29 protein-coding genes are annotated in these 24,534 nt (G+C 70.4%); 5 read left to right on the top strand and 24 right to left on the bottom strand.

Translation table 11 applies throughout. From position 1 onward, the window contains the following. Positions 1–7: 7 nt before the first annotated feature. Together modA and J2847_RS00145 are read right to left on the bottom strand one after the other, a co-directional pair. Complete coding sequence (gene modA, locus J2847_RS00150) at positions 8–778, bottom strand: molybdate ABC transporter substrate-binding protein (protein WP_209776137.1); 771 nt, start codon at positions 776–778, stop codon at positions 8–10. 155 nt (positions 779–933) lie between these two features. Then, positions 934–1,140: a TOBE domain-containing protein gene (locus J2847_RS00145; protein WP_209776136.1), complete on the bottom strand. Its 207-nt coding sequence runs from the start codon at positions 1,138–1,140 to the stop codon at positions 934–936. Between the two features lie 279 nt (positions 1,141–1,419). Between J2847_RS00145 and J2847_RS00140 the strand changes: the two genes are divergently transcribed. Beyond that, positions 1,420–2,319, top strand: coding sequence for a helix-turn-helix transcriptional regulator (locus J2847_RS00140; protein ID WP_209776134.1), 900 nt, complete (start codon positions 1,420–1,422; stop codon positions 2,317–2,319). A gap of 16 nt (positions 2,320–2,335) precedes the next feature. Here J2847_RS00140 and J2847_RS00135 read toward each other — a convergent pair whose 3' ends face one another. From J2847_RS00135 to J2847_RS00125, 3 genes are all read right to left on the bottom strand, one after another. Next, entirely contained in the window at positions 2,336–3,580 is a 1,245-nt protein-coding gene (locus J2847_RS00135) for an MFS transporter (protein WP_209776133.1), read from the bottom strand. Then, positions 3,577–4,938, bottom strand: coding sequence for an NAD(P)-binding protein (locus tag J2847_RS00130; RefSeq protein WP_209776132.1), 1,362 nt, complete (start codon positions 4,936–4,938; stop codon positions 3,577–3,579). Before J2847_RS00130 ends, J2847_RS00135 begins: the two co-directional genes overlap by 4 nt. A 65-nt stretch (positions 4,939–5,003) precedes the next feature. Beyond that, complete coding sequence (locus tag J2847_RS00125; protein ID WP_233474199.1) at positions 5,004–5,420, bottom strand: PadR family transcriptional regulator; 417 nt, start codon at positions 5,418–5,420, stop codon at positions 5,004–5,006. Positions 5,421–5,646: 226 nt separating this feature from the next. On the opposite strand from J2847_RS00125, the gene J2847_RS00120 reads away from it, so the two are divergent. From J2847_RS00120 to arsB, 4 genes are all read left to right on the top strand, one after another. Continuing rightward, entirely contained in the window at positions 5,647–6,042 is a 396-nt protein-coding gene (locus tag J2847_RS00120; protein WP_209776130.1) for an ArsR/SmtB family transcription factor, read from the top strand. Between the two features lie 145 nt (positions 6,043–6,187). Beyond that, positions 6,188–6,697 (top strand): arsenate reductase ArsC, encoded by a 510-nt coding sequence (locus tag J2847_RS00115; protein WP_209776128.1) that lies wholly within the window; start codon positions 6,188–6,190, stop codon positions 6,695–6,697. Beyond that, entirely contained in the window at positions 6,694–7,581 is an 888-nt protein-coding gene (gene arsN2, locus J2847_RS35025; protein WP_459208591.1) for an arsenic resistance N-acetyltransferase ArsN2, read from the top strand. Before J2847_RS00115 ends, arsN2 begins: the two co-directional genes overlap by 4 nt. A 58-nt stretch (positions 7,582–7,639) precedes the next feature. Continuing rightward, a complete protein-coding gene (gene arsB, locus J2847_RS00100; protein ID WP_209776689.1) occupies positions 7,640–8,662 on the top strand; it encodes an ACR3 family arsenite efflux transporter in 1,023 nt (340 codons plus the stop codon). A 102-nt stretch (positions 8,663–8,764) separates the two neighbouring features. Here arsB and J2847_RS00095 read toward each other — a convergent pair whose 3' ends face one another. The 19 genes from J2847_RS00095 to J2847_RS00005 all read right to left on the bottom strand — a co-directional run bounded on the left by J2847_RS00095 (position 8,765) and on the right by J2847_RS00005 (position 24,177). Further along, positions 8,765–9,763: a TrbI/VirB10 family protein gene (locus J2847_RS00095; RefSeq protein WP_209776126.1), complete on the bottom strand. Its 999-nt coding sequence runs from the start codon at positions 9,761–9,763 to the stop codon at positions 8,765–8,767. Next, on the bottom strand, positions 9,760–10,719 hold the full coding sequence (locus J2847_RS00090) for a TrbG/VirB9 family P-type conjugative transfer protein (RefSeq protein ID WP_209776125.1): 960 nt from the start codon (positions 10,717–10,719) through the stop codon (positions 9,760–9,762). The genes J2847_RS00095 and J2847_RS00090 overlap by 4 nt, the downstream gene beginning before the upstream one ends. Next, on the bottom strand, positions 10,716–11,486 hold the full coding sequence (locus J2847_RS00085) for a hypothetical protein (protein WP_209776123.1): 771 nt from the start codon (positions 11,484–11,486) through the stop codon (positions 10,716–10,718). Before J2847_RS00085 ends, J2847_RS00090 begins: the two co-directional genes overlap by 4 nt. Beyond that, positions 11,483–12,796: a type IV secretion system protein gene (locus J2847_RS00080; RefSeq protein ID WP_209776122.1), complete on the bottom strand. Its 1,314-nt coding sequence runs from the start codon at positions 12,794–12,796 to the stop codon at positions 11,483–11,485. Before J2847_RS00080 ends, J2847_RS00085 begins: the two co-directional genes overlap by 4 nt. Positions 12,797–12,802: 6 nt before the next feature. Beyond that, complete coding sequence (locus J2847_RS00075) at positions 12,803–12,997, bottom strand: hypothetical protein (protein WP_209776120.1); 195 nt, start codon at positions 12,995–12,997, stop codon at positions 12,803–12,805. 3 nt (positions 12,998–13,000) lie between these two features. Next, complete coding sequence (locus J2847_RS00070; RefSeq protein WP_209776119.1) at positions 13,001–13,906, bottom strand: hypothetical protein; 906 nt, start codon at positions 13,904–13,906, stop codon at positions 13,001–13,003. Then, positions 13,903–16,374, bottom strand: coding sequence for a conjugal transfer protein TrbE (locus J2847_RS00065; RefSeq protein WP_209776117.1), 2,472 nt, complete (start codon positions 16,372–16,374; stop codon positions 13,903–13,905). Before J2847_RS00065 ends, J2847_RS00070 begins: the two co-directional genes overlap by 4 nt. A gap of 3 nt (positions 16,375–16,377) precedes the next feature. Then, the gene (locus J2847_RS00060) at positions 16,378–16,710 is read right to left on the bottom strand and encodes a VirB3 family type IV secretion system protein (RefSeq protein ID WP_209776116.1); all 333 of its coding nucleotides are present in this window, start codon (positions 16,708–16,710) and stop codon (positions 16,378–16,380) included. A gap of 3 nt (positions 16,711–16,713) precedes the next feature. Beyond that, on the bottom strand, positions 16,714–17,004 hold the full coding sequence (locus J2847_RS00055) for a hypothetical protein (RefSeq protein WP_209776114.1): 291 nt from the start codon (positions 17,002–17,004) through the stop codon (positions 16,714–16,716). Beyond that, a complete protein-coding gene (locus J2847_RS00050) occupies positions 16,988–18,025 on the bottom strand; it encodes a CpaF/VirB11 family protein (protein ID WP_209776113.1) in 1,038 nt (345 codons plus the stop codon). The genes J2847_RS00055 and J2847_RS00050 overlap by 17 nt, the downstream gene beginning before the upstream one ends. Continuing rightward, a complete protein-coding gene (locus J2847_RS00045; RefSeq protein WP_209776111.1) occupies positions 18,022–18,393 on the bottom strand; it encodes a translin family protein in 372 nt (123 codons plus the stop codon). Before J2847_RS00045 ends, J2847_RS00050 begins: the two co-directional genes overlap by 4 nt. Next, on the bottom strand, positions 18,390–19,874 hold the full coding sequence (locus J2847_RS00040; RefSeq protein ID WP_209776109.1) for a type IV secretory system conjugative DNA transfer family protein: 1,485 nt from the start codon (positions 19,872–19,874) through the stop codon (positions 18,390–18,392). The genes J2847_RS00045 and J2847_RS00040 overlap by 4 nt, the downstream gene beginning before the upstream one ends. Beyond that, positions 19,871–20,230 (bottom strand): hypothetical protein, encoded by a 360-nt coding sequence (locus tag J2847_RS00035; RefSeq protein WP_209776108.1) that lies wholly within the window; start codon positions 20,228–20,230, stop codon positions 19,871–19,873. Before J2847_RS00035 ends, J2847_RS00040 begins: the two co-directional genes overlap by 4 nt. Next, complete coding sequence (locus tag J2847_RS00030) at positions 20,227–20,970, bottom strand: hypothetical protein (RefSeq protein WP_209776106.1); 744 nt, start codon at positions 20,968–20,970, stop codon at positions 20,227–20,229. The genes J2847_RS00035 and J2847_RS00030 overlap by 4 nt, the downstream gene beginning before the upstream one ends. Before the next feature lie 326 nt (positions 20,971–21,296). Then, entirely contained in the window at positions 21,297–21,950 is a 654-nt protein-coding gene (locus J2847_RS00025; RefSeq protein ID WP_209776105.1) for a division plane positioning ATPase MipZ, read from the bottom strand. Beyond that, on the bottom strand, positions 21,947–22,186 hold the full coding sequence (locus J2847_RS00020) for a chromosome partitioning protein ParB (RefSeq protein WP_209776103.1): 240 nt from the start codon (positions 22,184–22,186) through the stop codon (positions 21,947–21,949). The genes J2847_RS00025 and J2847_RS00020 overlap by 4 nt, the downstream gene beginning before the upstream one ends. After that, the gene (parA, locus tag J2847_RS00015) at positions 22,183–22,821 is read right to left on the bottom strand and encodes a ParA family partition ATPase (RefSeq protein ID WP_209776102.1); all 639 of its coding nucleotides are present in this window, start codon (positions 22,819–22,821) and stop codon (positions 22,183–22,185) included. The genes J2847_RS00020 and parA overlap by 4 nt, the downstream gene beginning before the upstream one ends. Positions 22,822–23,040: 219 nt before the next feature. Beyond that, positions 23,041–23,916: a replication initiator protein A gene (locus J2847_RS00010; protein ID WP_209776100.1), complete on the bottom strand. Its 876-nt coding sequence runs from the start codon at positions 23,914–23,916 to the stop codon at positions 23,041–23,043. Positions 23,917–23,925: 9 nt separating this feature from the next. After that, positions 23,926–24,177: a helix-turn-helix transcriptional regulator gene (locus tag J2847_RS00005; RefSeq protein ID WP_209776099.1), complete on the bottom strand. Its 252-nt coding sequence runs from the start codon at positions 24,175–24,177 to the stop codon at positions 23,926–23,928. Positions 24,178–24,534: the final 357 nt, after the last annotated feature.

Here is a 24,534-nt window from a genome sequence, read left to right as displayed (position 1 = left end):
CCCTCGTTCACTTTGCAGCGACTTCGCCGGGAAGCACGAAACCGTACTTCACCATGATGACGCGGGCGGGCGTGCTGCCGATGTACTCGGCGAAGCGTCCGGCAAGCGCGTTGCCGGCGGCCCGCTTGGTGATGACGAAGCCCTGCTCCAGGGGCTCGTGCAGAGTGTCGGGGATCAGCCAGTACCCTCCCTTGCCGGCCAGCTCGGGATTGACCGCCAGGGCAAGCGCGATGATGCCGACCTCGGCGTTGCCGGTCTGCACGTACTGCGCGGTTTGGGCGATGTTCTCTCCCAGGACCAGCTTGGACTCGACCTTTTCCCACAGCCCCGACGCGCGCAGGGCCTCCTCCGCCCGCTTGCCGTAGGGGGCATGCTTGGGGTTGGCGATGGCGATGCGGGCAATCGTCGGGTCGGTGAGGCTGGCCAGGGTCATCTTGGTGGCGTCCCGGCTGCCGCTCCACAGCACGATCCGGCCCACGGCGTAGGGCTTCACGTCGGACGCGGCCAGACCGTTGGTCGCCAGCTCCCGCGCGAAACCGATGTCGGCGGAAAAGAAAAGATCGTAGGGAGCGCCCTGCTGGATTTGCGTGTGGAACTTGCCGGACGATCCGTAAATCACGTCCACCTCGTGGCCGGCGTTGGCCTCCTTGAAGGAGGCGGCGATCTCGTCCATCGCGAACTTGAGATCGGCGGCCGCAGCAACGGTGATCTTGTCGGCGTGGGCCGCTCCGGAGAGCAGAAGCGAACAGGCAACAAACAGGGATGCAACGATCTTCATGGGGTCTCTCCAAGGATCGGAAACGGCATCACGCCACGGACATCGCTGGATACAGTCCGATATAACGGCGCTCGTGGCTTTCCCAGACGTGGCGGATCATGCGGATCATCATGGCCGGTCATCCGGAAAGGCGCCCGTTTCAACACGGATGGCGGTTACTTGCCGATGAGGACTTCGGACGACTTGATGATGGCAACGACGCTGTCGCCCTGTTGCAGGTCGAGGTCGGCCACCGTTTCAGTCGTGATGACGGAGGTGATGATGGTGCCACCGCCGATGTCGATCTTCACCTTCGCGGTCACCGGCCCCGTCTCCACGGCGACGACGGTGCCCTTCAGTTGATTGCGGGCGGAGAGCTTCATAATGCGCAGTCCTTATGGATCAAGGGAAGGCGGGCGTTGGCGCGGATGGTAATACGTCATTTATTTTGCCTGCAACGACATTCAACTGAGTTTATCAGGTAAATAATGCGCAATTCTTGGAATGGCGCATAAATTACTCGGATGATGCATATTCCTGCAAATATTCCGTCTTGCACGTAAAGTCGCACCGACCGCCCCGAATTTGCAAATCCCGCCGACGCCGCCATAATGGCGTCCGTCGAGCCTGCCTGTCGGCGGGAATGCCTCGGGAGCGGTGCGATGAGCCAATTGCTGAACACGCGGGAGATCGCGGACTACCTGCGCCTCAAGCAGCGCAAGGTTTACGATCTCGTGCAGCGGGGCGAGATCCCCTGCACCCGCGTCGGCGGCAAGTGGCTTTTTCCCAAGGAGCAGATTGACCGCTGGCTGTCCATGCGGGGCAGCGCGGAATCGGTCGGCCCGCCCGTCGCCCGGCCGGCCGCCGGGGCGCCTCCGGTGATCGCCGGCAGCCATGATCCCCTGTTGGAATGGTGCGTGGCGGAATCGGGATGCAGGCTCGCCCTCATGGGGGGCGGGAGCCTGAGCGGGCTGGACCGCTTCGCCGAAGGGGCGGCACTCGCCTGCGGTCTGCACGCCCTCGATGTGGCGAGCGGAGAACACAACGTCCCCTTCGTCCGGCAGCGCCTCGGCGACCGCGGCGTGGTCGCCATCGAATGGGCGCGACGCGAGCAAGGACTGGTCGTCGCCGCCGGAAACCCTTCGGGCATCCGCACCGTCGCCGACTTGCCGGCGGTGCGTGCCCGCGTCGTGCGGCGGCAGCCTGAAGCCGGAGCGCAACTCCTGTTCGATCACCTCATCACCCAAGCCGGGCTGCGCTGGGACGAGCTGACCACGCTCGACCGCCCGGTGCAGGCTGAAATGGATGTCGGGCTGGCGGTGCTCAGCGGGCAGGCGGATGCGGGACTCGCCGTCCGCGCCGTCGCGCACCAGTTGCGGCTGGACTTCGTGCCTCTGCACTGGGAGCGCTACGATCTGATCATGCACCGCCGCGACTTTTTCGAGCCGCCGCTGCAAAAGCTGCTCACCTTCGCCCGCTCACCGGCGGCAGCGGCCAAGGCGGCAGACCTCCAGGGCTATGATCTTGCCGGTCTCGGCACCGTCCATTTCAACGGTCCTTGATCCAGCAGGGAAACCATCAGGCCGAACGATCACCTTCCGGCGCCGCACCGCTCTTCATGGCAGCCAGCCAGAAGCCGGCCACGACCATCAGAGAGCCGCCGAACGCGACGAGCAGTACCGCATCGTAGGCCCCGGTCGCCGACCAGAGGATCGCGGCGGCGGCGGGAGCAACCGCCTTGGCCGCCGTGGATGGCACCGCCAGGACGCCATTGAGCGCGCCATAGGCGTCGCGGGTCAGCATTTCCGGCACGGCGAGGCCGCGGACAATGGTCATGACCCCGTTTGCCGCTCCGTAGACCGCCGCGAAGACCGCCAGCGAGGCGAAGCCCGAAGGTAGCAGCCAAAGCAGCAGCAATGCGGCCGGGAACCCGAGGACGGCACCTCCGCCCACCGCCCGGATCGACCGCCGCACGGCGAAGATCCACACCACGATGCGGCCGGCCACCTGCGACGGGCCGATGAGCGCGATGGCACCGACCACGGTCGCTGTGTCGTACCCGCGCTCCAGGAGAAGCGGATAGAGATGGAAGGTCAGCGCGGAGAAGGTGCCGTAGTAGACGGTGAACGCCACCAGGATGCCCCAGAACGCCGGCTTGCGCATAGCCCAGCCGATCACCCGCCGTCCGGCCATGGGAGCGGTGGCCAGCGTCGGCGTGTCGGCCGCCGGGTTGATGGCGGCGAGGTGCGGGGCCACCCCCAACATCACGTTGACGGCTGCCAGCGCCAGCAGCGTCTGGCGCCAGCCGACGCCGTCCAGCAACAATTGGATGAACGGCACGAAGACGGTGCTGGCGAACCCGCCCCACAGCGTCAGGGCCGTGATCCCCGACCGGGCCTCCGGCCCGTAGCGCCGGGCGACGACCGCGAAAGCCGGTTCGTACAGCGTCATCGCCTGGGCCAGCCCGATCCCGGCGAACACGGGATAGAGCGCCCACCCCGCGGACAGCAGCGACCACGCCAACAGGAGAAAGGCGGCCAGGGCGGAACCGAGCGTCATCACCATGCGCCCGTGGCCGCGGTCGATGGCCGCCCCGACCGGATAGGCGGCGAGGCTGGCCGCGGCCAGCCCCACCGTCGCTGCTCCATAGACCTCAGGCTTGGTCAGGCCGAACTCCTGCGTCATCGGCCCGGCCAGCAGCGGGAAGCTGTAATAGAGCGACCCCCAGGAAACGATCTGGCCGATGCCGAGCGCGGCGATGAACGCCCGCCGGCCGCGGTGCCGTCCGGGCGGCGGCGCCGCGTCGGCAATGGTGTCGGTCACGCGCTCCCCGCGCAGCAGCCGGCGGGTGCCGACGTCTCGGCCGGCGCCTGAGCACCGCAGCAACGATCCGTGGTCTCCCGCTCGTCTCCGAACACGGGGTCGCTGCTGCACACCCCGGTTTCCGGCAGCACCAGATGGATGTCGCGCGCCGCCGCATGGTCACCGGCGATCTCCGCCACCACCGAACGGACCTGCTCATAGCCGGTGGCCATCAGGAAGGTCGGCGCACGTCCGTAGCTCTTGCCGCCGACGACGTAGAAGCCGGGTTCGGGATGCGTCAGCTCCTCCACGCCGTGCGGCGGCACGGTGCCGCAGGAATGCAGGTTCGGGTCGATCAGCGGCGCCAGCTTCGGCGGCGCTTCCATCAGCGGGTCCAGGTCCACGCGCAGTTCGCGCAGGAACGACAGGTCCGGGCGTAGGCCGGTGGCGACGACCACGCGCTGCACCCGAGCTTCGTGCGGCTGGTCGCCGAGAAGGCCGGCGATGCGCAGCCCGTCCGCGGCGCGCTCCACCCGTTCCGCCGCGTAGGGGCTCAGCAACTCCAGCCGCCCGTCCTCGATGGCACGGGTGGCGGCGATGCCCAACGCCCCGCGCGCCGGCAGTTGGTCGTTGAGCCCCCCGCCGAGCAGCCGGGCCAGACGGTTCCAGCGCAGCGCCCACAGAACGCGGGTGCCGGGCGCCTGCTCCCGGAGCGTGAGCAGATCGAGGACGACGTTCATCGCCGAGTGCCCGGACCCGACCACCATCGTCGTGACGCCGACGTAGGAGGCGCGGGCAGCCCCCCGCACGTCCGGAATGCCATAGGCGATCCGGTCGGCCGCGGCGCGTTCGCCGGGGACCGCCAGACCATCCGCGCCCATCGGGTTCGGCGTGAACCATGTGCCGGACGCGTCGAGCACCGCCTGCGCCGGGGTCCGGTGCTCGGTGCCGTCGCCGTCGCGCCAGCTCACGACGAACGGCGCGTCGGCCCGACCGGAGGTCGTCAGCTTGTCGGTGCCCCTGCGGGTGACGGCCAGCACCTCGGCGCCGAGCCGGAGGTGCGGCGCGAGACGCGGATGGGCCGCCAGCGGTTCCAGATAGCTGCGCACGATCTCCCCACCGGTCGGCACCGCCGCGTCGTCGGGGGCGGCCCAGCCGGTATCCTCCAGCAAGGTCCGGGCGGCATGGTCGATGTTCAGGCTCCAGGGGGTGAAGACGCGGACGTGCGCCCAATCCCGCAGTGAGGCGCCGACTGCCGCGCCCCGCTCGAACAGGATGGGGGTCAGCCCCCGCAGCACGGCGTGCGCGGCTGCGGCGAGACCGACGGGTCCGGCGCCGATGATGGCGACGGGATGTGAAGGATTGGACGAACATGACATCGCTGGTTTCCTCCTATGCCTTGGTTGTCGATGCCTCGAAGGGCGATATATATGGCCAAAAAAAATCAGGAGCAGCAGCCCCCCGGCTTGCCCGCAACGTCGCGGCCGCTGTCGAGCAGAACCTGGGTGATCTCCATCCAGGACGCGACCGCCACCCGGAACGCCTCCCGTCCCCGCTCGGTGAGGGTGTAGACCTTGCGCTCGCGGCCGGAGACGACCTCGGCTTCCGAGGTGACGTAGCCGCCCTCCTCGAAGTCCCGCAGGGCCGGGTAAATGGTGCCTTCCGTCGGCGAGCAGCAGCCGTTGGTGGTCCGCTCGACGGCGCGGGCGATGTCGTAGCCGTGCATCGGCCGCTGGTGCAGGACGCTGAGGATGAAGAACTTCGACAGGCTCATCTTGATCGTGCCGTTCCAATAGGCCCGGCTGGTCAGGTCGGGGGCCGGCTTGGAAACGGGGCGAGGGCGGGCGGTGGGTGTGCTCATACCTCTCCTCTATACCTCGATGATCGATGCATCAAGGGGAAAAGTTCATGCGACCGGCACGGGCTGCCGGGAAGTCAGGCGGCGCCTCCATATTTCGATTATTCCAAAAATATCATTGACGAGCCATCGGGTGGCCATCATTTTGACGATTATCGAATCATCAAATCCAACCGCGGCCACGCCTGACGAGGCCGGTGCACAACGACTCTGAGGACGGGTGGCCTTCATGGAGAAGAAGAGCGCTCTGGCCGCGTTGACGGCCCTGTCGCAGGAAACGCGGCTGGACATCTTCCGCCTGCTGGTCGAGGCCGGCCCCGACGGCCGGTCGGCGGGCGCCATCGCCGAAGCGCTCGGCGTCGCTCCCGCCACCCTGTCCTTCCACCTGTCCAACCTCAGCCACGCCGGGCTGATCGTGCAGCGGCGCGAGAGCCGGTCGCTGATCTATTCGGCCGACTTCGAGCGCATGAACGACCTTCTCGGCTTCCTGTCGGAAAACTGCTGTGGTCGCCCGGCCAACGCGGCCTCCTGCGCACCGGTCTGCGCGCCGCTCCCGGCTGCGGCCAACGCCGGACGCCAGGACGATGCCTTCGATGGGGTGGTGGCGCCATGCCGCGATTGCTGACCCGATCCTGATCCCGGTGGGGTAAACGGCGCCGACCCTTCGCCGTGCCACGCCTTCACAGCGGCTCCGGACTCGAACCATCCCGGCCGGGAGCCGCCCCCAGCGTCCGATGACCCAGACCGTCGCCAAGCCCACGGAGAGGCCCATGGTCGAGACCCGCGTGTACAACGTGCTGTTCCTGTGCACCCACAACAGCGCGCGCAGCGTGATGGCGGAATGCATCCTGAACCGTGAGGGCAAGGGCCGCTTCCGCGCCTTCAGTGCGGGAAGCCATCCTTCGGGAGGCATCAACCCTTACGTTCGCGATCTGCTGCAACGGTTGGGATTCCCGACCGCGCCCCTGCGCTCCAAGAGCTGGGACGAGTTCGCTCTGCCCGGCGCCCCGCACATGGACTTCGTCTTCACCGTCTGCGACAGCGCCGCCGGCGAGGTCTGCCCGGTGTGGCCGGGCCAGCCGATGACGGCGCATTGGGGGTTCCCGGACCCGTCGAGCGCCCAGGGCTCGGACGCCGAGAAGGCCGCCTTCACCGCCACGGTGTTCGGCCAGATCCAGCGCCGCATCCAAGCCTTCGCCAGCCTGCCCTTCGCCTCGCTCGACCGGCTGGCCCTGAAGCGCACGCTGGACGACATGGCCGCCGGGGGGAACGACGCATGACCGGAACCGTCATCCCGCTGACCGACGCGGAGCGTCCGGCGCTCGCCCGGCTGCTGGCGGCGGACAACCTGCCGACCGACGATCTTGCCGAACCCGGCCGGCGCTTCTGGCGCGTCAAGGACGACCAGGGGACGCTCGGCTATGGCGGACTGGAGGTCTATGGCGCCGATGCCCTGCTGCGCTCCGTGGTCGTACCGCCGGAGCGGCGCGGAATCGGCGCCGGCGGGGCGGTGGTGGCGGCCGTGCGCGTGGAGGCAGGCACGCTGGGAGTCGAGCGCCTGTGGCTGCTTACCACCGGCGCCGCCGGCTTCTTCGAACGTCTCGGATTCCGGCGGGTGGAGCGGGCCTCGACCCCTCTCGCCATCCAGTCCAGCGCGCAGTTCGCCGGTCTGTGCCCAGACAGCGCCGTCTGCCTGCGCATCGACCTTGCGCGGCCGGCTGACGGGCCGGAGACGGCTGGGCCGGCGGTCACCATCTATCACAACCCGGCCTGCGGGACGTCGCGCAACACGCTGGCGCTGATCCGTAACTCCGGCGTCGAACCGGCCGTGGTCGAGTATCTGAAGACGCCGCCCGACCGCGGACGGCTGGCCGATCTCATCCGCCGCATGGGCATGCCGGTGCGCGACGTGCTGCGCCAGAAGGGGACACCCTATGCCGAGCTTGGCCTGGATGATCCGTCACTGACCGACGATCAATTGCTCGACGCGATGATGGCCCACCCGATCCTGATCAACCGGCCCATCGTCGAGACGCCGCTCGGCGTCCGCCTGTGCCGCCCGTCCGAGGCCGTGCTCGACATCCTCCCCGACCCGCAGCGCGGCGCCTTCACCAAGGAGGATGGGGAGCGCGTCGTGGACGAGGCCGGACGCCGCATCCTTTGAACCGGGACACACCGACATGACAGCCGACGTCCACGCCACTCCGGCGGCCCGCCCCACGATGGGGACCTTCGAACGTTACCTGAGCGTCTGGGTGGCGCTGTGCATCGCCGCCGGCGTCGCGCTGGGGCACGCGCTGCCCGGTGCCTTTTCCGTCGTCGCCGCCACCGAGATCGCCCAGGTCAACCTGCCGGTGGCGGTGCTGATCTGGCTGATGATCGTGCCGATGCTGCTGAAGATCGACTTCGGCGCCCTCGGGCAGGTCCGTGAACACTGGCGGGGCATCGGCGTCACGCTGTTCATCAACTGGGCGGTCAAGCCGTTCTCCATGGCGCTGCTGGGGTGGCTGTTCGTCGCCACCCTGTTCCGCGGCCTGCTGCCCGCCGACCAGATCGACAGCTACATCGCCGGGCTGATCCTGCTGGCCGCCGCCCCGTGCACCGCCATGGTGTTCGTCTGGTCGAACCTTTGCGGCGGCGAGCCGCACTACACGCTAAGCCAGGTTGCCCTGAACGACCTGATCATGGTGGTCGCCTTCGCCCCCATCGTCGGGCTGCTGCTGGGCGTGGCGTCGATCACCGTGCCCTGGAACACCCTCCTGCTGTCGGTGGTGCTCTACATCGTCGTCCCGGTCATCGCGGCCCAGGCATGGCGGCGCAGCCTGCTGGCCGGCGGCGGCGAGACGGCGCTGAAGCGGGTGCTCGACCGCCTTCATCCGGTGTCCCTGGTGGCGCTGCTCGCCACGCTGGTGCTGCTGTTCGGTTTCCAGGGCGAACAGGTGCTGGCCCAGCCCCTGGTCATCCTGCTTCTGGCCGTGCCGATCCTGATCCAGGTTTACCTGAACGCCGGGCTGGCCTACTGGCTCTCGCGCCGCTTCGGGGTTGCGTGGTGCGTGGCGGCGCCATCGGCGCTGATCGGTGCCTCGAACTTCTTCGAGCTGGCGGTGGCGGCTGCGATCAGCCTGTTCGGCCTGCACTCGGGCGCCGCCCTGGCCACCGTCGTCGGCGTGCTGGTGGAGGTGCCGGTGATGTTGTCCGTGGTCAGGATCGTCACCGCGACCCGTGGCTGGTACGAGGCCCGCTGAACGATCCCTTCACCACCTTGACGCTGGCCCTGAATTCACGGAAGCAGGGCGACGACAACGATCGGGCTGGGCCGGCACCCGGTCGTGCGGATTGCGCCAAGGTCAGTCGTCACGGCCGAAATCGTCGGCCCGCAGCCCACCGCGCAACAGCAGCAGCACCGGCTCCCCGGCATCTAGGGTGATGACGGGCGCCCGGTCGAGCAGATCCTTGGCGGCTTTGTCGAGCGGGCGGTCGATGCTGTGCCCGAGGATGCCGCCGATCAGGCTGCCGCCGCCGGTCAGCGCCGCCGCCGCCACGTCCACCGCCGTGCTGGCGGCGATCAGCAGCCCGGTCTGGAGCCACGGCACCTGCACCGACCCGGCCAGCCCGGCCGCACCGGTGATGTCCGCTCCGATGGCAGCGACACGCACCGTGTCGTTGCGCGGCCAGGGCCGGGTGATCACCGGGTTGGCCACCTCGATGCGCTTCTGCCCCTTGCTGACGCCGCTGCCCACGTCCAGCGTCACCACCGAGCCGGCCGGCACCGCCAGACAGGAGAAGCCGGCGTCCCAGACGTCCTGCGTTACCCGCGCGGTGACGATGCCGCCGCGCTCGGTCACCACCCGGTTCACCGTCAGCAGGGGGATCGGCGTGCCCGGCGGCACGAGGCAGTCGGACCCGGCGGCGGCGAAGTCCGACGCCCCGGCCTGGGCGGAGGCGACGGCTGTGCCCTCCTCCTTGCGGCTCCAGCCGCCGACGCCGGCCTCCATCGCCTTCTTGCGCAGCTCGTCCTCCTTCGGGACAGTCTTGGCTTGCGGCCGAGGCGGTGGAGGGGGCGGTTCCTTCTTTTCGATGCGGGGTGCCGGTGCCGGCGCTGGTTTGGGCGCCATGTCCTCGTAGCTGGGCAGCCGCGGTTCCGGCTGCGTCGGGCCGAGGGCAATCGGCAGCTTGGGCAGCCCCCCTGCTCCCTGGCTGCGGCCCAGCATGTAGGCGGCCAGGCCGAGCCCGATCACGACGGCCGCCACCAGCAGGATGCGGACGACGTGCGGACCGGAGGTCACCACCCGGTGGCGGGCCAGAGGATCGGGCGGCAGCGGCGGGGTGTCGTTGGTCGCGGTCACGGGCGGGTCCTCCGGATGTGCACCTCCTGGGCGCCGATCGCCAGCAGCAGGTGGTCGTGGATGCCGGCGACGCGGTAGGTGGCGTTCATCCGGCCGTACTGGACGGGGATGCGGGTGCCGTCGGCGCCGACGCGCCAGAGGATCGGCGCCCCGTAAGCGCCGAGCACGCCGGGGGTGAAGTTGATGATCGTCACCTCGCCGTCGTCGCACACCGGCGGCTGGCCGTCGGGGGTCGGCACCGGCCGCCACTCCGGCGTGTCGCCGTCGAGCGTGTAGGTGCAGCGGCGGTCGCGGGTGGCCAGCTCGGTGGTGCGGTCCCGCCGGTCGCCTCCGACGGCGGCCGGGATGACGGCCGCCTGACCGTTCAGGGTGGCGAGATAGTCCTCGGGATAGCGCCAGCGCACCTCGACGTGGTGGGTGCGCGTGTGGGTCTCGACGTTGAGGTCGTACTTGCGCTCGCTGGTGAAAAGGGAGATCTGCTGGTTAAGGCCGGCCCGGCGCGGCATGAAGGCGATGCATTCGGTGCGCTGGGCACCCTTGCCGAAGCTGTAGGGCTGGTGGGGAATCCACACCTGGGCGCCGGGTGCCACGATGTCGCGCACCACCTCGCCGGGCTTCAAGCAGACCAGCGTCTGGTTCCCTTCCGCCATGTAGACGAGGTATTGCAGGTCGGGCTGGTACCAGTATTCGCAGCTCTTGCCCTTGAAGCAGGTGAGTGTCGGCAGATCGAGGGCGGCCTCGTTGGCCTGCCCGACCCAACTGCGGGTCTGCGCCCGCGACGGTCGCGGCCCCGCCTTCTCCTTCGGCTCCCGCTCCATCGCCGTCGGCGGAATGTGCAGGTCGGCCAGGGTGTAGGGGCGCTGCGGGGTGGCGGGACCGGCGGCTGGCGCCGAGGGCGGCTCGGTGGCGCAGGCGGCGAGCAGTGGCAACGCCAGCAGGGAAATCGGGAGTCTCATGGCTGGGGCTCCATCGTCTCGGATTGGGGGATGGGGTGGGCTTTGGGCGGCTCCTTCGTCTCGGCCTTCAGCGGCGTGCCGCTGGGCTCGGAGAAGCCGGAGATCGACACGCCGTCGAGCGCGCCCTCACGCGACGGGCCGTCCACGGTGACCACGGCGGCGCTCATCAGAGTCTTCGAGCGCGGCTTGAAGTCCCGGTACACCGTCTCGGTCCAGACGACGTAGAAGGCGGTAGCGCCGGTCTTCGGGTCGGCCTCGCGCTCCTGGACACGGACGTCGGCGACATCGCGGGTCCAGCCCTCGGCCGGGGCAAGATCGGATGCGATCAGGGCGTCCCACTTGCGCTCGGCCCCGCCGGTCAGCCGGGCGCGGGCGGCGGCGCGGTCCCTGGCGAGCATCACCGGGTCAGTGCCGATCTGGCGCTGCCAGCGGACGAACCACTGGACGGCGTTGATCCGCGCACCCTTGGTCACGGTGATGGTGTTGTCGAGCAGCACGAGGCGCTGGTGGCCGTCCATCGCCTGCTCAACGCGGTAGACCGGCTTGTACTTGGCGATCTCCACCAGCTTGCCGGCGATGCGCAGGTTGTCCCAGGTCATCAGCGAGCCCCAGGACAGGCCGAGCACGGCCAGGGCGAAGGTCCAGCGCTTCAGCCGCAGCGCCTTGGCCTCGCGGCTGGCGCGGTAGGTCATGGCGGCGAGGTACTTCGCACTGTCGGACACGGCCAGCGGCGGCGGGTCGTAGACGTTGACGACGCGCTCCTTCATGACGGGTCGGTCTCCTTGTCGTCGGCGCGGCGATCCGTTTCGGGCGTCCTGCCCGGCGGGTCCTGCGGCCGTTCGGTGGCGTTGGAGGCGGAGCGGCGCAGCCACGACTCTTCGCCGCCCCAGCGTTCGATGAGCCGGCTGGCCTGCCCGCGGGTGAGAGTGGGATCGACGGTGCGGCCGGCGGCGAGGCGGTCGAGTTCGCCGCGCTGGGCGTCGGTCATCGGTTTGTCCCAGCCGCTGCCGCGCGGCGCCGAGGCCCGGGAACCACCAAAGTGGCCGGCCGGGTAACGGCGCCCGGCGGAATTACCGCCGGTCCCGCCACCAGCGCCGCCCCCGGTCCCGCCGGTGCTGCCGACGGACGCGGTTGCACCAGTCGTCACATGACGCAGGCCGCTCCACAGCGCCGACGCACCGACGGCGAGGCTGCCGGGCGCCCCGGTGGTGGCCGCCGCCGCTCCGGCCATGGTGCGCATGCCGAGCCAGCCAGCCGTCCAGAGTGCTGCCAGCGCCGTCATGCCGTCCATCACCGGGCCGCCGTTGACCAGGCCGGCGGCGGCGCGCGGCGCCTTGATGGCCAGCACGAAGATGGCGGCCGCCAGCACCGCCACCCCGAAGGCCTGGGCCAGCGTCGGCGTGCCGGTGAAGGTCAGCGCCAGCAGCGTGGCGCTGCACATGGCGATGACGCAGCCGAGCACCAGCAGCTTGAGCGCGGTGGCCGCGATGTAGCCGATGGCGCGCTCGGCGACGAAGCTGGTGGGGCCGAGCACGGCGAAGGGAATGGCGAGGTAGGCGGCGAGCGACAGCAGCCGGTATTCCAGGAAGGCGAGGAACACCTGGATGGCCAGGATGCAGAAGCTGACGATCACCACCAGCGCGGCCAGCAGGAAGATGACAATCTCGACGAAGTTCAGGAAGAAATCGACCGGCCCCAGCATCTCCTTGACGCGCTGCATCAGCGGGATCACCGCCTGGATGCCGAGGTGGGCGATGTAGCCGGGGTCGTCGAGGGCGAAGCCGCCGCCGGGCACGAGGTTCAATCCCTGCTGGGCGGCGGCCTGCATCAGCGCGGCCGAGCCGGCGGGGAACCATTCGACCAGGGCGCCGATGGCGGCGAACTTCAGCAGCATGCGCAGGAAGGGGCCGTGCACCGCCGCCTTGCCCTCGAACAGCCAGAGCAGCAGGGCCAGGGTGTAGGACAGCATCATCAGCAGGCGCAGGGCCGTCCGCACGTCCGGCCCGAGCAGGCCAAGGCCGGTGACCACGGCGGCGGTGAGCTGGTGCAGGACGACGGAGAGGGCGCTGACGTCCATGGCCGGTCACTCCCGCACGGGGCGGGCCGGCACCGGCCGCTCATACCGGCCGATGCCCTCCCAGGCCGGGTTGCTGCGCTCCAGCCGCTCCAGGGCGGACGCCCCGTCGTCGGACCGGACGTACAGCACCAGGATGATGGCACCGATGATGCTGACGACCAGCATGGCGCCGAGGGCGAGGAGAATGTGCCGGATGCCCACGATTCAGCTCCCCGGTGCGCCGTAGGTATCGAGGCCCTGCCAGTTGATGCGCGTGTGCTGGCGGGCGCGTTCGACGGCGGCCTGCTCGTAGTCGAGCTGGGCTTCCGCCGCCCGGTGGTGCGCCGCCTGCATCATCAGCAGCTGGCCGGCGACCTCGGCGTTCAGCAGCGTCGCCTGGGTGCCGGCGTCGATGGCGCAGGTCTGGCCGTCGCACGCCTTCAGCGCCGCCATGAGCGCCCGGGCGCGCGCCGGGTAATCCTCGATCCCGGTCATGACGTCGGCCGAGACCAGCTTGCTCGCCCGGCTGGCGTCGCGCGCCAGCCGCGCCTGCTCGGCTTGGTGCTCCGCCAGCGCCCCGGCGCTCATCCCCTCGGGCAGCGTATCGGGGTAGAGGTCGGCGAACTGCTGTCCGACGCCGTCCAGGCTCCACAGCACCCGGTCCACCAAGCCGGCGGCACGGCGAGCGTCGCCGAGCCGGACGGCCACTTCGACCCGCGTGTCGAGGTCGGACAGCCGGCGCATGCGGATCATGTTGTCGATCTGGGTCAGCATGTGCGCGGTCTGGGCGATGATCTCGACCTCCTGGCGCTGCACCATCTCCTCGACGATGCGCGGCCGGCTCTCCACGATCGGGCAGCCGGGCGCCTGGGAGCCGCCGCTCCCCGTCATGCCGGATGCGGCCCCCATGACGGCGCCGGCGGCTCCGCCGGTGACATAGCCGGCGACGACGGACAGCGCTGTGCCGAACAGCCCGTCGCCCTCCTCGGAGAAGCAGCCGCCTCCGCCGCCACCGCCGAAGAAGCTGTTGAGCAGCCCGCCCAGGAAAGCGTGGGCCGGAGGCGGGCCGGCGGTCAGGCCGACCGTGAGGGCGAGCGCCGCGGTGGCGGCGCGCAGGGTGCGGGTCCTCATGGGGAGTCTCCTTCATGGGTGGTCTCCAGGGTGTCGGCGGCCTCGGCCAAGCCGCTGCGGCGCAGCCATTCCGCGGCGAAGCGCTGCGGCCCGACGTCGGTCCTTAGTTCGAAGGCCCGGCGCTTGTGGGCCGCCCCGCCGCAGCCGCAGACGGCAAGTGCTGCCGGATCGAGGGTGAGCTGGCCGAGCCGGCTGCCCTCGGGGGTCTTGAAGAAGAGGTCGCGGCGCGGCATGGCGCGGGCGACCTGCCCGGCCTGGGTGGCGTTCAGCCCCCAGTCGCGCAAGATGGAGCGCTTGGCGGCGTTGGGATCGGCGAGCAGCACCAGGACCTGGATGGTCTTCAGCATCGCCGCGATGGCCGAGCCCTCGATGTCGTCGAGCTGGTGGGTGGCCAGCACCAGAGCGACGTTCTTCTTCGGCCCGCGCCGGCGCAGTTCGTCCAGTTCGGCCGGCTGGTGCTTGAGCGCCTTGAACGCCTCGTCGACCAGGAACAGGGTCGGCCGGCCATCCTCGAACAGGCGGTAGAAGCGGCGGAACAGCGCCTTGATCACCGGCGCCGCACCGGGGCCGCGGTCGATCAGCGCGCCGATGTCCACCGTGGTCCAGGCGGAGCCGAGGAAACGGTCCTCGGCGGCATCGACGAGGTCGCCGTAGGGGCCGCCGCGGCAGTACGGCTCCAGCGCGATGCGGACGATGTTGTCCTGCACCAGATGGGCGAGGTGCGACAGCGTGCGTTCAGCCGGCGGCGAGACCGCCAGCAGGTGCAGGGCGGCGTCCACCGCGTCGCCGGCCTCGGCGGCCGAAAGGTTGCCCGGTGCCAGCACGCCCTGAAGGCGCAGCAGGTCCATGATGAAGCCATGGCCCCAGGCGAAGCCGTTGGCGGTGTCCACGTCGGCCAGCGGCTGCAAGGCGAGGTCACCGAGAGCGCCGTCGCCGGAGCCCATGGACAGGAACTCGCCGCCGGCCGTCCAGGTCGCCACCAGCGACGTGCTCTCGGTGGCGTCGACGTCGATCCACACCACGCGTCCATTTGGGACGCGGGCGAGGAACTGGTGGCCCATGAAGGCCAGCACGGTGGACTTGCCGGTGCGCGGCGGGCCGATCACCAGCGCCGCCCCGTCCTGCCCCTGGTGGATGTCGAGCATCAGCGGCGTGCCGCCCTCGGCCTCCAGCTGCATCAGCGGATCGCATTTGAGGTGCGGGTTGCGCTCCGGCCCGCCCCAGGCCGAGGAGAGGATGAGGAAGTCGGCGAGCTGGACCTGGGTCAGCGGCACCTTGCGCGGGTTCGGGCGGACGTGGCCGGGCAGCGTGCCGTACCACGCCCGCTCGGCGCCCCAGGTCTCCTCGATGACGGTGAAGCCCAGCGTGCGCAGCGCCTTGACCAAGTCGTCACGACGTTCCTCCACCTCCTCGACCGAACGGCCCCACAGCACGGCGGTCGGCGTCATCCAGCCGGAGCTGGTGCCGGCCTGCTCGGCCTCCAGCCGGGCGGCCTCCGCCTCCAGCGCCTCCATGACGCCGACCGGATCGTGGCGCAGGGCGGCGTAGCCGCCGACGGCGCGCAGCAGCACCGAGCGCCAGTCGTAGGAGGTGTCGTCGTGCTTGCGCCACAGCGCCGCGAAGACGCCGCGGGCCTGGACGTGGTCCATGGCCTCGAAGCGCACCGACCAGCGGAATTCGAACGGCAGCTTGTCCAGCAGGTTGAGCAGACCGGGGTGGCTGACCTTGGGGTAGCCGCCGATGCCGATCATCCGGACCGGCCATTCGGCCCCGCCGTTGCTCCAGGCCGGGAACGAGCCGGGCTTGAAGCCGAGGTCCACGAGGTTGGCCTTGATCGGGAAGCCCGGAAGGTCGGGGGCGGTGACGTGGCGCTGGCACAGCGGCGAGACGCAGTTGTGCAGCAGGGTCTGCACGCCGTCGTCGTCCAGCATGTGCGCCCACCCCACCGCCCGGCCGAGCAGGGACGCGAACTGGAGCACCAGTTGGCGGAACGGCTCGACGTGGTCGCGCATCACGTCCGGCTTGGCGCGCTCGGGCGGGTTGCGGGTGAACCAGGAGGCCACCGTGCGCGTGGTGGGCCGCGACGGCGTGTAGGTGATCGCCACGAAGGTGCGGGTGCGGAGTTGCTGGCCGGCGGCATCGAGGCGGTCACGCCGCTCCCGGTCGATCAGCTCGGAGACGGGATGCATGCCCGTGCTGCGGGGATAGCCGCCAACCTCCCGTCGCTGCATCTCGAAGTGGAAGGTCCAGCCGCCGGTGAAGGGGAACAGCACGTTGCCGGCGGCCAGCGCCGTCTGCATCCGCTCGGCCGGGTCCTGACCGTCCTGGTCGCGGCCGCCGTACTCGACGACGGCCATCAGCGCGCCGTCCTCCTCCAGCAGCACCACGCCCGGCCAGACGAAGCAGTCCCACGGCAGGTGCCGCGACAGGGAATCGAAGCCGTCATCGAAGGCGGTCAGGTCGAGCATGCCTCACCTCGGGGCGCGGTAGGACGAGAGGGACAGCGACCGGCCGCCGGTGCGCAGCGCCCGCAGCAGCCAGGCCGAGGCGTTCTGGCGGACGATCTCCAGCCACCAGGGATCACGGCGCGTCAGGTACCGCGCCGTCAGGAAGACCAGCAGGAACCCCCCCACCGCCTGTGCGATGGCGCCCAGCGCCAGCCACAGCTCCGCGGCCAGCCAGACGGCGATGGCCAGCAGCTCCATGGGCACGCCGAGCGGCATCTTGGTCGGCCGCACCGAGGTGCGACGCACCGGCTTCTCCCAGCCGTCGGGAACGGAGGGCGGCAGCAGCGGGGTCTCCACGACTCAGCCCCCCGCCAGCGCGATGATGGCGTCGCGGGCACCGTAGGCGGCGGCACCGGCCACGGTGAAGACGAACACCACCACCCCGGCAATGCGGGAGAACATCGCCGCCACCAGCGCCAGCAGCAGGCCGGCGGTGACGGCGATCGGCACGAAATTGGTGTCGAACACCGCCTGCCAGGACAGCAGCTCCGCCCCGAGGTTGGCGATCACCTGCGCCCGTGCCGACCCACTCAGGGCGGCCATCGTCAACGCCAGGGCCAATCCCCAGCGCGCGTTACCGTTGCTCTGCATGCTCACCTCCACCATCAAGTTCCCCCGCCCCCAGCGGGCGGAGGACGAATCCCCGGTCCGGGTCGAAGCGCTCGACCCGGACGATCTCGTTGACGAAGCGGCGCCCGTCCGGGCGGCGGGCGAGGTGCACCACCGCGTGCACCGCCTTGGCGATCCAGCGCATCTGCAAGGCGTCCATGGCGACGCCGCCCAACCCGACCATCTGGGCGATGCGGTCGAGCGCGTCCCAGGCGGAGCCGGCGTGCACGGTGCACAGCCCCGGATGCCCGGTGGTCCAGCCGACCACCATCTGCCGCGCCTCGGCCCGGCGGACCTCGCCGAGCACCAAGTGCGTCATCGGTACGCGCAGGGCGTTGGCGACCAGCGCCTCCAGCGTGACCGGCGGGTCGGCCCAGGGGTCGGCGACCATGGCGTAGGCAAAGGGGCACGGCGGCTCGAACTCGTAGGGGTCCTGCAACACCGCCGGCAGGCCGTCCCGGAAGGCGGGTTCCTCCAGGCAGGCGCGCAGCAGCGTGGTCTTGCCGGTGTCCACGTCGCCGGCGATCACCACCGTGCGGCGCCCGTCGATCAGGCGGCGGATCAGACGCGCCTGGAGTGTTGTCGCGGCGCCGGACCGCACCCAGTCGTCCAGCGTGATGCGGCCGCGGTAGGGCTTGCGGATCGAGCAGGCCGGGCCGGTGGTGACCGGCTCGATGTCGGCGTGGATGCGCTCGCCGGTCTCCGGCAGAGTGACGTCGAGGGTTGGGCGGTCGCGGCGCAGCTCCTTGCGCTGGAAGCCGGCGACGTAGGCCAGGAAGCGGCGCACCTGATCGGGATCGGCGTCGCGCACGAACTCCGGCGACGGCCCGTTCTTGATCAGCACCCGGCAGGTGCCCTGCCCGCGCAATGGCGGCAGCACCAGGACGTTGGCGACGTCCTCGCGGGACAGCAGGTCGCCGAACAACCCGTCCATCAGACGGCGCAGGGCCAGCAGCAGCATCTCGCGGCGCGCCGGCTCGTCGATCACCACCAGCTCGGTCATGCGCCGGCCTCCTTCGGGTGGAAGCCGTCGCGCACGCTGGGCACCGTGCGGCGGGGATGGCCAAGCTGTTCCAGGATCGCCGCCTTGGTCGCGGCCACATCCGCCGGGTCGAGGTCGTGCACGAGGTTGAGCACGGCGACCACGGTGATCAGCAGGTCGTCGATGCGGGCGACGGTGGCCTCCAGCCGTTCGGTCTTCGCCCGCTCGTGGGCGATGGCGTCCAGCCCCTTGTCGAGCACATGGATCACCGCGTCGCTCAGCGTGCGCAGCCCCTGACGGGCCTGGACCAGGGCGATCTGATCGGCCAGCAGCGCCGGCACGCGGGCGGAGACCGGGCGGGTGGCGGTGGTGTCGGGGGTGTCCGTCATGTCCAGACCTTCGGGGGTTTGGGACGCCGGGGGGCTGCGGGCGTGTCGGGCGCCGTGGGCACGCGGCCGTCGGGAGCCGGGCCGGTGGCGCCGCACCAGCGGTTGGCGTCGGGGTTGGGAATCCAGGCCGCCGCGGCGCGGCCGTAGAGCGGGCGCCAGCGCGGATCGGCGTAGGGGTGCAGGCGGGTGGCGCGGATCGGCTTGCCGTAGCCGAAGACGATCAGGTCGTCCCCGCCCATCTCCAGTGCCTCGTGCATCGGCATCACCGGCCGGCGGTCCACCCGCACGCCGCGGCTGACGGTGGGGAACAGGTCGAGCAGCCCCTTGGAGGTCGAGCGGGTCGGCACCTCCTCGATGGCCTCGCCAACCATCCGGCTGACCCGCTCGGCCTCGTCCGACGAGTTGGGGCGGAAAACCACCAGCCGGCAGTTGGCGGTGAGGCCGCGGCCGTACTCCTCCTCGACCTCCCACAGGCTCTGGGCCAGCAGCAGCAGGCGGATGCCGTACTCGCGGACGTACTTGATCCACTCTGCCGCCTCGCGGAGGTGGAATTGCAGGAACTCGTCAAGCACCACCAGCAGCCGCCAGCGCCGCGCCCGGCCGTCGTCGGCGAGCGCGCGGTCGATGGTGAGGAAGTCCACCATCTGGGTCAGGATCAGCTTGAACACCCGGCGAAGCCGCCGGGCGTCGAGCGGGCGGGCGACGATGTAGAGGGTGACCGGCCGCTCGCCGGCCACGAGGTCGGCAATCGAGAAGTCGCTGGCGGCGGTCTGCTCCTCCAGGACGGAGTCCTCGAACTCGGCGAGCAGCACCGACGCGGTGACGTAGACCGACTTGCGGTAATGCAGGCTTTTGTCGGGCGGGGTGGAGCCGCCGCCCGGCCGCCCCTTCCCCTCGCCCTCGCCGGTGCCACGCTCCTCGGCGAGCGCCAGGCTCTTGTCCCACAGCTCCTGGGCGGCGCGCTGGGCGGTCGGGTGGACGCCCTCGGCCAGCATCAGCTTCAGCCCGTCGTCGCCGAGCAGGATGTGCCGGCGTGCCCCGGCCAGCGACTTCTCGGAATCGGCCGCGGCGGTGAGGAGGTAGACGAAGACGCCGGTGAGGTAGGAGAAGGCGGCGTTGCGCCAGTGCCCCTCCTGCTCGCCCTCGGTGAGGACGCGGGCGGCGTGCTGGCAGTCGGGGACGAGGTACGGCTCCGGCCGCACCGCCATCAGCGGGTTGTAGCGCGGCCCGCCCCGGCGGGCGAGGTCGAGGACGATGACGTCACCGAAGCGGGTGCGGGCGCGGCTGGTGTCCTCGGTCACCGAGCCCTTGAAGTCCCAGACCACCGCGCTCTCGTCCCAGGATGCCAGCAGCGTCGGGTGCACGGTGGTGGTGGTCTTGCCCGAACCGGTCGGGCCGATCACCAGCACCGGCTGCATGGTGCGCTCGTGCAGCAGGTCGCGGCCGTAGGCGCCGAGGATGACGGAGGAACGGTCGGTCATCGCCGTCCCCCGCCCAGCAGACCACTGCGGCGCACGGCAGCGCGGTCGGCCCAGCGGCCGGTGCCGAAGCCCGGCCGGCGGGTCCCACGCAGGTCGAGGACGACGCGGGCACCCAGCGCCAGCGCGCAGAGGCCCGACACCACGGTGGCACCATCGACGATCCAGCGGTGGTCGGGGGCCAGCAGCCCGCGCCAGCCAAGGAACTGGCCGGGTCCGTACAGGGCGATCGGGCCGACGCGCCACCCGCCGAAGACGGCCGGCCAAGCGAACAGCCAGCCGGTCAGCTCGGTGATGGCGAAGACGGCGGTAAGCCAGACCAGCAGCAGGGTTGCGCCGCGGCGGATGGAAGCGGTCACAGCTCGCGCCCTCCGAGATCATGGAGGTCGTCGCGACCGGCCTCGCGGCCGCGCTGCTGCTCGCGCAGGCGCTGCATCTCGACGAGCTGGCGCTCGAAGTCGCGGCGCTCACGCTCGGTCATGTACCCCAGGCGGTCGGTGGTCACCTCGACGGCGTCATGACGCAGCCAGCGCGAGACGACGTCCGGGTCGAGGTGGAGGTCGCGGTCGTGCTGGACGCCGCGCACCATAATGTGCAGGTGCTGATTGCCCTCCGGGTGGGCCATGTCGGGCTTGCGCTCGACCGAGGCCACCCACTCCAGCGGGCCGACCCGGCGCTCCCAGGCGGCAACGACGTCGCGCCCGTAGGAGACCATGTCGTCGATGCGGTGCCCGTCGTTCGGGCTGACGATGAGGTGGAACACCCGGCGGTCGGCCGACCAGGCGTCCACGATCTCGGCAGTGTCGATGCCCAGCCGCTCGCGGTCGAACAGCGGCCCCTCCTTGGCGAGGTAGTTGGCCAGCGCCGAGACCGTGTTCGGGTATGCGCCGCGGGCGCGGTCGTGGTAGAGCACCTTGACCATCACCGGGCGGGCGTAGGGGCCGGCTTGCGGCGGCGCGCCCTTGACGCGCACGCGCTGCATCGGCCGGCGGGTGTAGGCGCGGGCGAGACGGCGCCCGCGGTCGGCCAGCGCCTTCATGCGGGCCTTGAAGCCGTCGTCGTCGAGGATGCCGCCGAACAGGCCGAACCGCTTTCCCATGCTCCGCCCCACCGATCACCGGACACAAGTCCGGCATGATCATCGTTGAGCTGCGCGCTGCTCTTTCTCAATTTCTCTGATGAGTTAAGAGGATCGACGCTTTGAATGCGCCCGCATTCCCAAATCTTTCCGAAATACAGATAAGTTGTTGATCTGGAACGGGACGAAACGGCGGTGTAGACGCTCTTTTATCTTGCTGAATGGCCCTTCTTACTCCCCAAACAGCCGCAACCTATTCTTTCCGTTAGCCGTCGGACGCCTGTCTTTGCCGCCGTTTCTACACCACACTACGCCCGATCCCGGAACCGCCCCGGACCCCGCCCCGCTCAGCCCGTTTTCCCCGTCGGGGCGCGGCCGAACACCTCATCGACCAGCCGCCGGACATCGACCTCGGCTGGCCCGACGAAGTCGATCTCCTGCACCAGCAGCCCGGTGCCCCGGCTCATGGCGAAGCTCATCCGTTCGCCCACCACCGCGGCGGCCACGGGCAGACGCAGGCCGCAGACGGTCATCTCGGTGCCCGGCTCGATCGCCAGGCCCGCGGGGGCATGCGTCAGGACCACCGACGCTGTCATGGCCGGCTCGACCGCCAGCGCCTCGACCACCAACTGCATGGTGGCGGCGCAGCGCCCCACGGCGTCCCGTTCGGGATGGGTCGGCACCAGCACGGTGTCCGCCGCCAGCAGCGCCGCACGCAGGGCTGGAGTGGACGCCGCCGGGGTGTCGATGATCACGTGGTCGAAGCGGGCGTGCAGGCCCCAGACGCCGCAGCGCAGGTCCGGGCTGGCGACGCCGATGGTCTCGAACAGCGCCGGCAGGTCGTTGCGCCTCCGGCATTCGGCCCACTCCAGGGCGCCAGAGCGCAAGTCGGTGTCGAGCAGCGCCACCCGCTTGCCCCGAAGCGCCAGTTCGCCGGCGAGATGCACGGCCAGCGTCGTCCGCCCAGCACCATGGGCCTGGTTCATAAGCGCCACGATCATGAGGAACTGCCCTCCTCGGGAAAGGCGCCGTCCAGCAGCTCGCGCAGCAGCACGGCCATGGTCACGCCCCGGCGGAAGGCGGCGATCCTGATCCGCCCGCGCAGCTCGGGCGTGACGTCCACCGTGAGCCGCGCGGTGTAGAGGTCCGCCTTGGGAGTGGACGGTCCGTCGCCGCGGCGCACCCAGGTGTCGGGGGTGCCGGGACGCGCCCCGAAGCCGATCCGCCCGCCGCTCATCCCGCCGTCCCCAGCACTTCGGCGGCGAGCGCCACCATCTCGCGGGCGGCCAGCGATCCGGGCGCCTCCTCGGCCGCCAGCCGGCCGGTGCGGGCGCAGCGGGCGAAGACGACGCGCTGCCCGACCGTCGTCGCCAGAGCCGGCGGCAGCGTGCCGGCGAGTTCCCGGCGGGCGTCGCGCAGCAGCAGCGTGCGGGCGATGCAGCGGTTGAGGACAAAGCGCGCCTCCAGGCCGGGTTTCCAGCCGCGGGCATCGTCCAGCAGGCGCAGCAGCTCCGCCGACGCCCAGGCGTCGTAGGGGCTCGGCTGCACCGGGATGAGCACGAGGTCGGCGGCCAGTAGCGCCGAGCGGACGAGGCCGGTGACGCGCGGTGGCCCGTCGATGACAACGTGCTCATAGCCGCGGGCCAGCTCCGGCACCTCGCGGTGCAGCGTCTCGCGGGCCAGCCCGGTCATCGCGAACAGCCGGGGCAGCCCCCCGCGGTCGCGCTGCACCGACCAGTCGAGCGCGGAGCCCTGGGGATCGGCGTCGATGAGCAGGACCCGGTGGCCCAGCCGTGCCAGCTCAGCGGCGAGGTGGGTGGCGAGCGTCGTCTTGCCGACGCCGCCCTTCTGGTTGAGCAGCGCCACGATCATGACGCCGCTCCCCGGAATCGGACGGCATACCGCCCGTCCCCATGATTCCGCTGCCCCAACAACAAAGACTCGTTAGAGTCTACGTTAGATACGTTAAGGGCGTGAATCGGCCCTGTGGACCAAGGGCTTGGATGGTGTCCGTGCACCCGATAGCACGAGTGCCGTGCACCCGATGGCACGAGCGTTTGCACACCCGATAGCACGAGCGGTGTCACCGGTTTATCCCCCGTGTCTGTGGATAACTTTGGCGGCGGTCAGCAGCGCCTCGGCCGTGCCGCGCGGCACGAAGCGCAGCAGCTCGGCACCATCGGACCGGCGCTCGACGGCCAGCCGGTAGCCCGGCAGCCGCTGGCGCCGGGCGATGGTGCGCAGGTCGATGGCGAAGTTGGCGAAGCGGGCGAGGCTGCCCGACTTGGCGTGCAGGTGGTGGAAGTCGAAGGCCCAGCCTTCGGACTGGCGGCCGGCGTGCTTGCGGGCCAGCCGGTACAGCCAGCGCTCGATGCCGCCGGTGAGGCCGAAGTAGTCCCGGTCGATGGTGAGCACGAAGGCGTCGGCGAGGACGCCTTGGTAGAACCAGTCCGGCAGGATCAGCTCCAGCCCCAGCGGGCGGCCGGCGGCGTCGGTGCGCTCCTTCCACTCGTTGATCCAGGAGAAGCGGTGCCGGCGCCGCCGGTCGGGCTGGCGCAGGTTGGTGACCACCGTGGTCGCCTGGAGCCGGTCGAGGGCGGCGCGCAGGCGCTGGTAGTCGCGCAGCGAGGTGCCGCGCCCGGTGAAGGTGAGGATCTGGTGCGGCGTGGCGCTGAGCAGGCGCGCGGTGCGTAGGCTGGCGTCGCGCGCCTCGACGAGCTGGCTGGCCGCCCAGATCAGCACGTCGGCGTCCCAGATGGTGGCGAGGCCGTGCTCGGCGGTGCCCTCGACGCGGATGCGCGTTTCGCCCGCGGCGTAGTCGATGGGCTCGGTGCGCTTCGACTTGGCGAGCGAGAAGAACGGATGCGCCATCAGGTCCTGCTGGTCGCGCACCGCCATGTCGCCGGGCAGCGCCACGAAGAGGTCGAGCTGCATCTGGCGGTCGCCGTCGCGGAAGACCCCGTCCATGACACGGCCTCAGCGGCGTACCGGCCGGGCCGGCCGCACGGTGCCGGTGCCGGGGTCGGAGGTGGACGTGCGCAGGCCCTGGTCGGCCCAGTTCCTCAGGTCCTCGACGGCGTAGACGACGCGGCCGCCGATCTTGCGGTAGCGCGGGCCGGTGCCGTAGAGGCGGTGCTTCTCCATCGTCCGGGTGGACAGGCCGAGGAAGCGGGCCGCCTCGGGTGTGCGCAGAAAGCGTGGGGGAAGGCCGCCGGTCTTGTCGTCCATTCGTCCGTCTCCGTGTGCTGCGGGCGCCCCTGGGACAGAGGAGCGCGTCGTGGAGCACGGTGGCGGAGGAGAAGCAGGGTCAGGGAGGGGAAAGACTTTATGGGGATGAGTCCCCCGGAGATGGCGCAGCTAACACATTGAAAACGTTTGATGTCAGAGTTCCTCAAGCGTCGGCGCAAGGCGCAATGGATAACATTCTTGCCTGACGAACAGCGTGATACTGCCGGATCAGCGGCAATCCGAATTTCCGGATCGGACCCTTATACCGGCTCACGCCTGAGCTGACTCTCGGGCCGCATGGGATTCCCAAATTATAGCGAGCATGATTCACTGAAGCTCCACCGGGAGTGGGAGTAA

The sequence above is a fragment of the Azospirillum agricola genome (assembly GCF_017876095.1).
GTDB lineage: Bacteria > Pseudomonadota > Alphaproteobacteria > Azospirillales > Azospirillaceae > Azospirillum > Azospirillum agricola.
The sequence above is the reverse complement of the archived record's forward strand: the minus strand, read 5'-3'. Positions and strand labels throughout refer to the sequence as shown.